The organism is Rhabdaerophilum sp., assembly GCF_046092605.1.
Classification (GTDB): domain Bacteria; phylum Pseudomonadota; class Alphaproteobacteria; order Rhizobiales; family Beijerinckiaceae; genus Rhabdaerophilum.
In genome coordinates this window covers 1-11,816 of record NZ_JBJTDY010000196.1, presented here as the reverse complement: position 1 = coordinate 11,816, position 11,816 = coordinate 1, and the positions used below count along the sequence as shown (strand labels likewise).

General features: G+C 65.4%; 10 protein-coding genes. 5 read left to right on the top strand and 5 right to left on the bottom strand.

The features are described from left to right. Window positions 1–54: 54 nt before the first annotated feature. From ACKODO_RS15520 to ACKODO_RS15510, 3 genes are all read right to left on the bottom strand, one after another. Window positions 55–231: a hypothetical protein gene (locus ACKODO_RS15520; protein ID WP_408984350.1), complete on the bottom strand. Its 177-nt coding sequence runs from the start codon at window positions 229–231 to the stop codon at window positions 55–57. A gap of 104 nt (window positions 232–335) precedes the next feature. Continuing rightward, on the bottom strand, window positions 336–2,621 hold the full coding sequence (locus tag ACKODO_RS15515) for a xanthine dehydrogenase family protein molybdopterin-binding subunit (RefSeq protein ID WP_408984349.1): 2,286 nt from the start codon (window positions 2,619–2,621) through the stop codon (window positions 336–338). Between the two features lie 75 nt (window positions 2,622–2,696). After that, the gene (locus ACKODO_RS15510; RefSeq protein ID WP_408984348.1) at window positions 2,697–3,017 is read right to left on the bottom strand and encodes a rhodanese-like domain-containing protein; all 321 of its coding nucleotides are present in this window, start codon (window positions 3,015–3,017) and stop codon (window positions 2,697–2,699) included. Between the two features lie 387 nt (window positions 3,018–3,404). Here ACKODO_RS15510 and iolD point away from each other — a divergent pair, with 387 nt between their 5' ends. The 3 genes from iolD to iolB are packed head-to-tail and all read left to right on the top strand — an operon-like array spanning window position 3,405 to window position 6,949. After that, window positions 3,405–5,252: a 3D-(3,5/4)-trihydroxycyclohexane-1,2-dione acylhydrolase (decyclizing) gene (gene iolD / locus ACKODO_RS15505; RefSeq protein WP_408984347.1), complete on the top strand. Its 1,848-nt coding sequence runs from the start codon at window positions 3,405–3,407 to the stop codon at window positions 5,250–5,252. Between the two features lie 3 nt (window positions 5,253–5,255). Next, a complete protein-coding gene (iolE, locus tag ACKODO_RS15500; RefSeq protein ID WP_408984346.1) occupies window positions 5,256–6,155 on the top strand; it encodes a myo-inosose-2 dehydratase in 900 nt (299 codons plus the stop codon). Beyond that, window positions 6,152–6,949: a 5-deoxy-glucuronate isomerase gene (gene iolB, locus ACKODO_RS15495; protein ID WP_408984345.1), complete on the top strand. Its 798-nt coding sequence runs from the start codon at window positions 6,152–6,154 to the stop codon at window positions 6,947–6,949. The genes iolE and iolB overlap by 4 nt, the downstream gene beginning before the upstream one ends. Window positions 6,950–7,040: 91 nt before the next feature. On the opposite strand, the gene pobA is transcribed toward iolB, so the two are convergent. Both pobA and ACKODO_RS15485 read right to left on the bottom strand, forming a co-directional pair. Further along, window positions 7,041–8,219, bottom strand: coding sequence for a 4-hydroxybenzoate 3-monooxygenase (gene pobA / locus ACKODO_RS15490; RefSeq protein WP_408984344.1), 1,179 nt, complete (start codon window positions 8,217–8,219; stop codon window positions 7,041–7,043). 135 nt (window positions 8,220–8,354) lie between these two features. Then, window positions 8,355–9,641: a glycerate kinase gene (locus ACKODO_RS15485; RefSeq protein WP_408984343.1), complete on the bottom strand. Its 1,287-nt coding sequence runs from the start codon at window positions 9,639–9,641 to the stop codon at window positions 8,355–8,357. 134 nt (window positions 9,642–9,775) lie between these two features. Here ACKODO_RS15485 and ACKODO_RS15480 point away from each other — a divergent pair, with 134 nt between their 5' ends. Continuing rightward, window positions 9,776–10,552 carry a FadR/GntR family transcriptional regulator gene (locus tag ACKODO_RS15480; RefSeq protein ID WP_408984342.1) on the top strand — a complete coding sequence of 259 codons (777 nt, stop codon included), beginning with the start codon at window positions 9,776–9,778 and terminating at the stop codon, window positions 10,550–10,552. A gap of 202 nt (window positions 10,553–10,754) precedes the next feature. After that, complete coding sequence (locus tag ACKODO_RS15475) at window positions 10,755–11,726, top strand: DctP family TRAP transporter solute-binding subunit (protein WP_408984341.1); 972 nt, start codon at window positions 10,755–10,757, stop codon at window positions 11,724–11,726. Window positions 11,727–11,816: the final 90 nt, after the last annotated feature.

The window sequence follows — 11,816 nt, the reverse complement described above, 5'->3', positions numbered from 1 at the left end:
GGCCGGCGACCGGATAAAGGCGAAGAGGTGCGCGAGGTCCTTGCCGCCCATCCGCTAGAACGAGGAGCAGGGGAAAGCCGGGCAACAATGGCTGCCATCCGGCGCCACACCCTCGCGCATTGCGATGATGAACTGGTCGGGCGTCCAGCTGCCGATGCCATCGCTGGGATTCGGCGACAGGTTCGGCACATCGAAAGTGCCGGCGGGGTGCGCTGCCGGCTGCTCAACCATGCGGCGCATCGCCTTACCATTGCCGCATCCAAGCCGGGTGTCGAGCGGATTCCGATTGCAGAACCACAAATCCATGCGCTTCTCAATTCGTTGTGATCAGCCGATTATTTGCCCTGATGCAGCGCTTCCCACAGCCGGCGCGGGGTGGCCGGCATATCGATGTGACGAAGGCCTTTTTCCCGCCGCAGGGCATCCACCACCGCGTTCATCACGGCCGGGGCAGCGCCGATCGTGCCCGCTTCGCCAGCGCCCTTCACGCCCAGGATATTCGTGGTCGAGCGCACATTGCGTGTCTCGAAGATGAAATCCGGCATGTCATGCGCGCGGGGCATCGCGTAATCGAGGAAGCTCGCGGTGAGGATCTGGCCTTTCCCGTCCATCACGAAATTCTCGACCAGCGCCTGCCCGATGCCCTGCGCGATACCGCCATGGATCTGGCCCGCGAGCAGCACGGGGTTCACCGTCACGCCGAAATCATCGACAACGACATAATTCACGATGCGGATTGCACCCGTCGCGGGGTCGATTTCCACCTCGGCCACATGCGTGCCGTTGGGATAGGTCGCCTCCGGCGGCTTGAAGGAAGCGGTTTCGGTCAGCATCGCCTTCTTCGCGGCAGGAAGCGCTGCGATTTCCGCGTAGCTTATCCGCCGGTCGGTGCCCGCGATCCGCACCGCCCCATCCGCGATTTCGAGATCGCCCTCGCCCGCCTCGAGCGCGTTGGCGGCAAGCTTTTTCAAAGTCTTCGCAAGTCCCTCGGCCGCGAGCGCCACGCCCGCCCCCCCCACGGGGATGGAGCGCGAACCGCCCGTGCCCGAACCGGAGGCGATTTCCTTCGTGTCGCCCTGCCTCACACGGATCTGGCTGAGCGGCAGATCGAGATGCTCGGCGACCAGCTGCGCATAGGCCGTCTCATGCCCCTGCCCGTTCGATTGCGTGCCGATGCGCACGGTGACGGTGCCATCCTTCTCGAGTGTCACATGGCCGGGCTCGGCCCCGCCGCCGCCGCAAGCCTCGATATAGACGCCGAGGCCAATGCCGCGGATGAGGCCCTTGCGCCTGGCCGCCCGCAGGCGGGCCGGGAAGCCTTTCCAGTCGGCCTTTTCCATCGCGGCCTTCATGTGCTCGGCGAATTCGCCGGTGTCATAGACGCGGCCCGTCGGCGTGCGATAGGGCATCTGGCGCGGCTTCACGAGGTTCAGCCTGCGCAGCGCGATGCGATCCATGCCGATCTCGTCGGCGATGAAATCCACAAGGCGCTCAATGGTATAAGCTGCCTCCGGGCGGCCTGCGCCGCGATAGGCGTCGATCGGCACGGAATGCGAGTAGATGCCGCGGATCAGCGTGTAGCCCGTGGGGATATCATAGCAGCCCGTGAGCATGGTCGAGCCGACATAGGGGATGAACGGCGCGTATTGCGAGAGATAGGCCCCCATATTCGCATCGAGATTCACGCGAATGGCGAGGAACTTGCCCTTCTCGTCGAGCGCCATTTCGGCATGGGTGAGATTGTCGCGACCATGCGCGCAGGCGAAGAAATGCTCGGACCGGTCCGACACCCAGCGCACGGGACGGCCCAGCCGCCGCGCGGCCTCGGCTGCCAGCGGATACTCGCGATACATGAAGGTCTTGGTGCCGAAGCCACCGCCGACATCCGGCGTGATGACGCGGACATTGGCGGGGTCGATCCTGAAGATCGCCCTGGCGAGCGTGTCGCGCAGGCCATGGCTGCCCTGCGAGCCGAGGGTGATCGTGAAGCTGTCACCCTTCACCTCGGCCAGCACGGAGCGCGGCTCCATGTAATTGGCCACGATGCGATTGTTCACAAGATCAAGCCCGATCACCCGATGCGCCCTGGCGAAGACCGCGTCGGTCTTTTCCATGTCGCCGAGCACGGTCTCGAAGGCCACGTTCCCCGGTGCTTCCGGGTGCACGAGCGGCGCACCGGGCGCGCGGGCAGTGGCGAGGTCGGCCGCGACCGGCAGGCTTTTCCATTCGATGTCGAGCGCTTCCGCCGCATCGCGCGCAAGGTCGAGATTCTCCGCCACGATGAAAGCCACCGCCTCGCCGACATGGCGCACGGTATCACGCGGCAGGACCGGATATTCCGGAAGCGCCATGCGCTGGCCGTCGCGGTTCTTCTGCGGAGCTTGGCAAGGCAGCGGGCCGAGATGGCCGATATCCGCGCCGGTGAGGATGAGCACCACGCCCGGCATGGCGCGCGCTTCCTCGATGTTCCTGATGCGGAAGGTGGCATGCGCGAAGGGCGCACGCAGCACGAAGGCGCGCGCTTCGCCTTTCGCACGGGCATCGGTGGCATAATGCCCCGCGCCCGTGATGAATCGCTGATCCTCGACGCGCGTAAGCGCCTGTCCGATACCGAATTTCATGGCGGAAGATCCTGAGGAGGGGGAATACGCGACTTTTGGCAGAATAGGCATGGAACGCGGCGCTTCAAGTCCGGATCAGTCCCCGCGGGCGATTTCCTCGCCAGCCATCACCCAATCCTTGAAGCCGCCGGCATAATGTTCCGCCAGCGGCAGCCCTGCCGCCTCAGCCATCATGAGCGCATGGCGCGAACGCACACCCGCCGCACAGGAAAATACGATCCGCCGCCCCTCGGCCTCGGGAATCGCCGCGGGATCGAAGGTCGAGAGCGGCATCGAGAGGGAACCCGGGATGTGGCCCATGGCGAATTCATGCGGCTCGCGCACATCAATCAGCAGGATCGAACCATCCGCGAGCCCCTCACGGATTGTGTCGAGGTCGAGATCGATGATGGCCATGCACGCCTCCAAAACAGTTTCGCCTGAGTGATGGCCAATCCGCGCCCGGCTGGCAAGCCGGGATTCAACACGCCTCAAGGAGGTTCTGGAACCGATCTTCGCCCGCGGAGGGCCGCATGGCGACCGATGAAGGCCCCGGGGCCGAAATCATGGAGGCCCGGATGCAATGAAGGATGGAGATCGCCCGCAGCGGCAGAAGCAGGATGACATGCGGCGGGAAGGAACTGTCCTGCATTGTGGGGCTGACTTGCATTGTGGGGCCGACTTGCATGATCGGTGCCGGCAACCCGAATGGTCGAAAGAGCGCGGTTGAATTGCCAGCGCTTCCAGCCTTACGATGCCGGCAAAACAAGCCGAAACCGGTGATTCCAAGGGAGATTGTACTCCATGGCGAGCCTTCGCCTCACGGCAGCGCAGGCGCTGGTGCGCTATCTTTCCGCGCAGAACACCGAGTTCGAGGGCGAGCCTCTGCCGATTTTCGCCGGTTGCTGGGCCATTTTCGGCCATGGCAATGTCGCCGGCCTCGGCGAGGCCTTGCATGGCCTGCGCGAGACCTTCCCCACTTTTCGCGCCCATAACGAGCAGGCAATGGCGCATGCCGCGATCGCCTTCGCGAAGCAATCGCGCCGCCGCCGCTTCATGGCCTGCACCACCTCCATCGGCCCTGGCGCGACGAATATGGTGACGGCCGCGGCGCTGGCCCATGTGAACCGGCTGCCGGTGCTGCTGATCCCCGGCGATGTCTTCGCCAATCGGAGGCCCGACCCCGTTCTCCAGCAGATCGAGGATTTCGGCGACGGCACGGTCTCCGCCAATGATTGCTTTCGTCCCGTCTCACGCTTCTTCGACCGCATCACGCGGCCCGAGCAGTTGCTCACCACCCTGCCCCGCGCGATGCAGGTCTTGACCGATCCTTCCGAATGCGGGCCGGTCACGCTCGCCTTCTGCCAGGATGTGCAGGCCGAAGCTTCCGATTACCCCGAGGAATTCTTCGCGCCCCGGCTCTGGCTGCCGCGCCGGGCGAAGCCGGATGATCGGGAACTCGCGCTGGCACTGGCCGCGCTGAAGGCCGCGAAAAAGCCGCTTGTCATCGCCGGTGGCGGCGTTCTCTATTCGGAAGCCGAGCGGGAATTGCTCGCCTTCTGCCGCCGCTTCGGCATTCCATCAGCGGAAACGCAGGCCGGGAAATCGACGCTGCCCGTCGATGAGCCGCTGAACCTCGGCGCGATCGGCGTGACCGGCACGGGTGCTGCCAATGCGCTCGCGGCCGAGGCGGATGTCATCCTCGCCATCGGCACGCGCCTGCAGGATTTCACGACCGGCTCGCGCACGCTTTTCGCGAACCCGGATCGCCAGATCATCGGGCTCAACGTGCAGCCCTTCGATGCAGGCAAGCATGGCGCGCTGCCGCTCGTGGCGGATGCGAAGGCCGGCCTCGCGGCGCTCGCGCGCGGGCTCGCCGGCTACAAGGCGCCTGCGATCTGGAGCGCGAAAGCTGGAAAGGCGCAAGCCGAATGGCTCGCCAAGGCCGCGCCCTACACCGCGACGACCGGCAGCCCCCTGCCGTCCGATGCCCAGGTGATCGGCGCGGTGCAGCGGCTGGCGAAGAAGACCGATGTCTTGGTCTGTGCCGCCGGCGGCCTTCCCGGCGAACTGCACAAGCTCTGGCAGGCGGGTGCTGCTGGCGGATACCATCTCGAATACGGCTATTCCTGCATGGGCTACGAGATCGCCGGCGGCCTCGGCGTGAAGATGGCCGAGCCCGAACGCGAGGTGATCGTGATGGTGGGCGATGGCTCCTACCTCATGATGAATTCGGAGATCGCGACCTCGGTTCAGCTGGGCCTGAAGCTGACGATCGTCATCCTCGACAATCGTGGCTATGGCTGCATCAACCGCCTCCAGCGCGCGACGGGCGGCGAGAGCTTCAACAACCTGCTGCGGCACACGCGCCACGAGACGATTCCCGCCATCGATTTCGCGAAACACGCTGCCTCGCTCGGCGCGAAGGCGGTGAAGGTCCAGGGCGTTGCGGCGCTCGAAAAGGCGCTGAAGACGGCGCGCCGCGCAAGAACCACAACCGCGATCGTGATCGACACCGACCCGATGGCCTCCACCGATGCCGGCGGGCATTGGTGGGATGTGGCCGTGCCGGAAGTTTCCACGCGCCGGGAAGTGGGCGCAGCCCATGCCCGCTATATCGAAGCAAAAAAGGCCCAGCGGCTCGGAGATTAAGACATGACGATCCGCATCGGCGCCAACCCCATCGGCTGGTCAAATGACGACCTGCTCGAAATCGGTGGCGAGACGCCGCTCGAAACCTGCCTCGCGGAAGCGCGGGAAGCGGGATTCGTGGGCATGGAACTCGGCAACAAGTTCCCGCGCGAGGCGAAGGCGCTGAAGGCCGCTCTCGCGCCCTTCGGCATGTCTCTCGTCGGCGGCTGGCATTCGGTGGAATTGCTGAGGCGCGACGCGAAGGAGGAATTCGCCCTGGCGAAAGCCCATCGCGAATTGCTGAAGGCCATGGACACCAGCGTGTTCATCGTCGCGGAGACCTCGAACGCCATCCATGGCAACCGCGCGATGCCGCTTTCGCAGCGCCCGCATCTCGCGGCCGGCGAATGGAAGCCCTATGCCGCGCGGATGACCGATTTCGCCGCGATGCTCGCCGATGAGGGCCTCGTGCTCTGCTACCACCATCACATGGGCACGATCATCGAGAGCCGCGAGGATATCGCGCGCTTCATGGATGCCTGCGGGCCTTCCGTGAACCTGCTGCTCGATACCGGTCACGCGACCTGGGGCGGCTCCGACCCCGCCGAACTCGCGGCAATCTATCGCTCGCGCATCACCCATGTGCATTGCAAGGATGTGCGCCCGGCGATCATCGCCAAATCGAAAGCGGGCGACTGGTCCTTCCTCGATTCCATCCTCGGCACAGGCCCAGAACTCGGCACCTACACCGTGCCGGGCGATGGCGCGGTGGATTATATCAGCGTCTTCAAGGCGCTCACGGGCTATTCCGGCTGGGTGATCGTCGAGGCCGAGCAGGACCCGAAGAAGGCGCATCCGCTCACCTATGCCAGGAAGGGCGTCGCGCATCTGCAATGGGCATTGAAGGAGGCTGGTCTCGCATGAACTCGCATCTGCTGCGGCGGCCCGCTACCAGGAATCCCATCCACAACATCACGCCCGAAAATGCGGGCTGGACCTATGTCTGCTTCACGCTCTACCGGCTCGCGGCGGGGGATGTGATCGAGGCGGGAACGGCGCGGCGGGAGGCCTGTATCGTCATGGTCTCGGGTATGGCGCATCTCGCGGCGAGCGGCCAGGATTTCGGCGATCAGGGCGGTCGCGAAAGCCCGTTCGATGGATTACCGGCCTCCCTCTATGTCCCGGCGAATTCGGGCTGGCGGGCCGAGGCGCGAACCGATTGCGAGATCGCGATCTGCACCGCGCCCGCCTTCGGAAGCCTGCCGGCCAGGCTCATTCCACCTTCCGAAGTGGGGCAGGAGACGCGCGGAACCGGCACGAATACGCGCCATGTGCGCAACATCCTGCCGGATACCTCGCCCCATGCCGAAAGCCTGCTCGTGGTGGAGGTGATCACCCCCGGCGGGCATTGGTCGAGCTATCCGCCCCACAAGCATGACCGCGACAATCTTCCGGCCGAGAGCCTGCTGGAAGAGACCTATTACCACCGCATCCGCCCGCCTCAGGGCTATGCCATCCAGCGGGTCTACACGGATGACCGCTCGCTCGACGAGACCATCACCGTGCAGGATGGCGACGTCGTGCTGGTGCCGGAAGGTTATCACCCGGTCGGCGCGGCGCATGGCTATGATCTCTATTATCTCAACGTGATGGCCGGGCCGAAGCGCCTCTGGCGCTTTCATAACGATCCCGCCCATGCCTGGCTGTTGAAGAAATAGCCTCTCCCGTCATGGCCGGGCGATCGGGGTCTTCCTTCTCCGTGCAGGGTCGTCGATGCCCGGAGCCGGTTCGGGCATGACATCGCAGCATTCAAGCCGGCAGCGGCGCGCCGACGTAATTCTCCGCCATCAAGCGGCGCGCGGCTTCGCTGACCTGAAGCTGGCGGAATTCCGCCTCCTGCATCCGCTCCTCGAACGGCGAGAATTGCGGGAAGCGATGCAGCATCGTCGTCATCGCCCAGGAGAAGCGTTCGACGCGCCAGATCCGCGCAAGCGCGCGCTTCGAGTAATGATCGATCCCGGCGGATGATTTCTCGCGGAAGAATTCGATGAAGGCGCTCGCGAGCTCGTAAGCATCGCGCGCCGCAAGGTTCAGGCCCTTGGCGCCCGTCGGCGGCACGATATGCGCGGCATCGCCCGCGAGGAACAAGCGCCCGAAGCGCAAGGGCTCGACCACGAAACTGCGCAGCGGCGCCACGGATTTCTCGATCGACGGGCCGGGGACGACGCGGCTTGCCGCTTCCTCGCCGATGCGCCGGCGAAGTTCGTCCCAGAAGGCGTCGTCGCTCCATTGCGCGGGGTCGGTCTCCAACGGGCACTGGATGTAGTACCGGCTGCGCGTGGGCGAGCGCATGGAACAGAGCGCGAAACCGCGCTCATGCGCGGCATAGATCAGCTCCGGCGCGCAAGGCGGCACCTCGGCGAGCACGCCCAGCCAGCCGAACGGGTAGGCCCGCTCGAAACTGCGCAACGCGGCACGCGGCACGCTCGCGCGGGAGACACCATGAAAGCCGTCGCAGCCCGCGATGAACTCACAATCGAGACGCTGCGCGACACCATCCTTCTCGAAGGTGATGAAGGGCTTGGCACCGTCGAACTCATGCAGCGCGACATTTTCGGCATCGTAGATGGTTGCCGCCCCCGCTGCCAGGCGGTGATCCATCAGATCGCGCGTCACCTCGGTCTGGCCGTAGACCGTCACGGTTCGCCCGCCGGTGAGCGCCGCAAGATCGATGCGCAAAGGCTCGCCCTGGAAGGCGAGCTCGAAACCATCATGCTTCAGGCCTTCGCGCGCGAGGCGTTCTCCCGCGCCGAGGCGATGCAGGAGAGCGGTGGTCGCCTCCTCGAGCACGCCGGCGCGGATACGCCCCAGCACATAATGCCGGGACTTGCGTTCGAGAATGATGTTGTCGGTGCCGGCCTGCGTCAGCATCGCCCCGACAAGAAGGCCCGCCGGGCCTGAGCCGATGATCGCCACCTGAGTTCGCATGCGGCTCTCCTTGCCCCATCCGTCCCGGTTCCCGGCCGGGTTGAGCGGATTGGGTAGCAGAGCAATCAAGAGGGCGCCATTGTCACGACATGGCATTTATGCAAATTAAGGCATATTATTTTGGCGATATCGCAACTAAATTGGATCGATCAGCAGCACGCGCAGATCATTCACATTGGTCTCTGTCGGCCCCGTGACCAGAAGATCGCCGATGCCGGCGAAAGCGGCGTGCGAGTTGGTCTGCACCAGAAGCTGCGCCGGGTCGAGCCCCGCGCGGCGCATGCGGGCGAGCGTCTCTGGAAAGACGAAGGCACCGGCATGCCCGCCGCGCCCATCGACGCCGTCGGTATCAGCGGAGATTGCCGTCACGCCTGCAGCCTCCCCTAGCGCGAGCGCGAGGGCCAGCGCATAATGCGAATTCCGCCCGCCCTTCGCACCGACGACGCCGCTGGCGCGGACATTCGTTTCGCCCCCGGAGAGGATCGCGACCCGCCGCCCCTGCCGGCGGAGATCGAGCGCGCGCTGCGCATGATCCTGCGCCAGCGTTTCCGCATCGCCCTCGAGCGCATCGCCCAGATAGAGCACCTCATAACCCGCGGATGTCAGGAGCGGAATCGCCTCGCGCAACGCATGATCCGGCGTCAGCACCATGCGGTTCTCGACGCGGACGAAGCGCGGATCGTCGGGCTTCGGCGTCTCATTCGCCGGGTCGAGCAAAGCGAGGCGCACGCGCTCCGGCACGGGAATGCGGGCGCGGGCCAGAACGGCGCGGGCATCGGCCAGCTTCGTGGGGTCTGGCACGGTTGGGCCGGAGGCGATCACCGACGGGTCGTCGCCCGGCACATCCGACATCAGCAGCGCGAGAAGCGGCACGCCGCCCGTCGGCACCAACCGCCCGCCCTTGCAAACGGAGAGGTGCTTCCGCACGCAGTTCATCTCGGAAATCGAGGCGCCGCTCGCGAGCAGGGCATCGTTCACCGCCTGCTTGTCCGCGAGTGTGAGGCCCGGCGCAGGCTCGCACATCAGGGATGAGCCGCCGCCGGAGATCAACGCGACAACGAGATCGTCCGGGCCCGCCTCGGCGATCGCCATGCGAATCAGCCGCGCTGCCTCGAAGGACGCCGCATCCGGCACGGGATGCGACGCGCCATGCTGGCGGATCACGCCGCCGGGTCGCGCCACGGCATGCGGCACGGCGACCACACCGGAGAGCGGCGCTTGCCAGCGCGCCTCGAAAGCGCGCGCCATCGCGCCCGCCGCCTTGCCGGCGCCGATGACGATGGTGCGACCCTTCGGCGGATCCGGCAGGTTCTGCGCCACCAGCCTGTCCGGCTGGGCGGCCGCCACGACCGCGTCGAACAGGCTCCGCAGCAGATCGGCGGCCGCCGGAGCGACGGCGGCGCGGCACAGCAGGACGGACATGCCGGTTCTCCCTCAAGGTGGATGATGCTTCCTGGAGCATTCCATTGTCGTTTTGATGTTCCATTGTCAATTCTCTTGGCCGCTTGCCAAGCGCGAACCCCGTGTTGCACAACTGGATGCAAGGGAGAGCGATCATGCGTTTCGAACCAGTGCGGCCCCGTCGCCTTGCGGAGGATATCGCGGACAGAATTCGCGCCTTCATTCTCGAAGGCTCGCTCCGGCCCGGCGATCGCCTCCCGGCCGAGCGGGCGCTGGCCGAGCAGTTCGAAACCTCACGCCCGACGATCCGCGACGCGCTGATGCAGCTTGAGCAGGAAGGGCTTCTGCAGGTGCAGCGCGGGGGCGTGCATGTCGCCGATGCCACGGCGCGCGTGATCCGCGATCCCCTCGTGGCGCTCTTCCGCTCCGACCCCAATGTCTTCGACGATTACCTCGAGTTCCGGGGCGTGATGGAGGGCGCGGCCGCCTATTTCGCAGCCCTGCGCGCGACGGAAGTCGACCGGGATTCGCTGCGAACAGCCTTTCAGCGCGTGCTCGACAGCCATGAGAGCGGCAATCCGCTGGAGGAAGCGCATGCGGATGCCGATTTTCACATCGCGATCTACGAGGCCTGCCACAACCTCACCATCCTGCATGTCATGCGCGGCATGGCAGAATTGCTGCGCAACGATGTATTCTACAACCGGCGCACGCTCTACCCCCGCGTCGGCTATCGCGAGGCGACGGTGCAGCAGCATCGCGCGATTTTCGATGCGATCGTGATGGGCGATCCGGCTGCTGCCCAGCGCGCGGCGGAGACGCATATCGCCTTCGTCCGCCAGGCGCTGGACGAGTTGAAGAAATCGGAAGCCCGGCTCGATGTCGCCTTGCGTCGCGCCGGCGCCGCAGGTCCTCTCAAAGCCGAGGGCTAACACCCTCCCGCCTGACCGAACCCAACCGCCTGACGGTCGCTTGAGCCACCTCGCGTTCATGCCATCGCCGATGCCCGCTTGTTGTTTTGGTCAGATGCTTTGACAATGGATTATCTTTTGATCCATTAATTGCGCCAAGAGCAAGCTATATGGCCAGCTGAAAGGGTCGGTTGCTTGCCTCGAACCAAGAGGGAGCCACTCCATGAAACGCCGGACTTTTCTCGCGGCCTCCGCCGCCACCCTTGCGCTCGTCTCCACGACGGCCCTGGCCCAGGCGCCGCGCGCGATTACCATCACGCATTCCTCGCCGGCGAGTAGCCATTTCGGCCTCGCCGCCATCACCTTCAAGGAGGTGGTGGAGAAGGAATCCGGCGGGCGGTTCAAGGTCACGATCCAGCGGCTCGACAACGAGCGCGAGGCGCTCGAGAGCGTGCAGCTCGGCAGCCAGGAATTCTCGATGGGCTCCACGGGCCCGGTCGGCAACTTCGTGCCGGCGGTGCGCGCGCTCGATGTGCCCTTCCTCTTCCGCGATTACGCCCATGCGCGCGGCGTGGTGGATGGCCCGATCGGCCAGGCGATGCTGAAGGAGTTCAACCGCCGCAACATTGTCGGCCTCGCCTTCCTCGAAAATGGTTTTCGCCATCTCACCACCGGCGGCAAGCTCGTGGAGAAGCCGGAGGATGTGAAGGGCCTGAAGATCCGCACCATGGAGAACCCGGTACACATGTCGGCCTGGCGTGCCGCCGGAGTGCTGCCGACGCCGATGGCCTTCTCGGAATTGCCGCCAGCGCTTCAGCAGGGCACGGTGGACGGGCAGGAGAACCCGATTCCGATCATTCTCTCCAACAATTTCAACCAGTTGCAGAAGTATCTCTACCTCACGGGCCATGTCTATTCTGCCGGTCTGCTGGCGGGCTCGCAGAGCTTCTGGTCCACCCTCTCAGAGGCGGATCGCGTGATCTTCATGAAAGCGGCGAAGGCGGCCGTGCAGACAAACCGCGACAAGGTGGAAGCGGATGAGCGCGATGGCGTCGCCGAACTCCGCAAGCGCGGCATGGATGTGCGCGAGGTGGCGAACCGCGCCGCCTATCAGGAGGCGATGAAGGCCGCGATGCCGGATTTCGAGAAGCAATTCGGTGCGGATCTCCTGCGCCAGATCCGCGAATGGAAGTGACATGAGCACGCTGAGCCAAAACCCGGCCTCGGAAACGAGGCCGGCCCATCGGCCGGGATGGGTGCGCGCCCTTCTCGCGCTCGATCGACG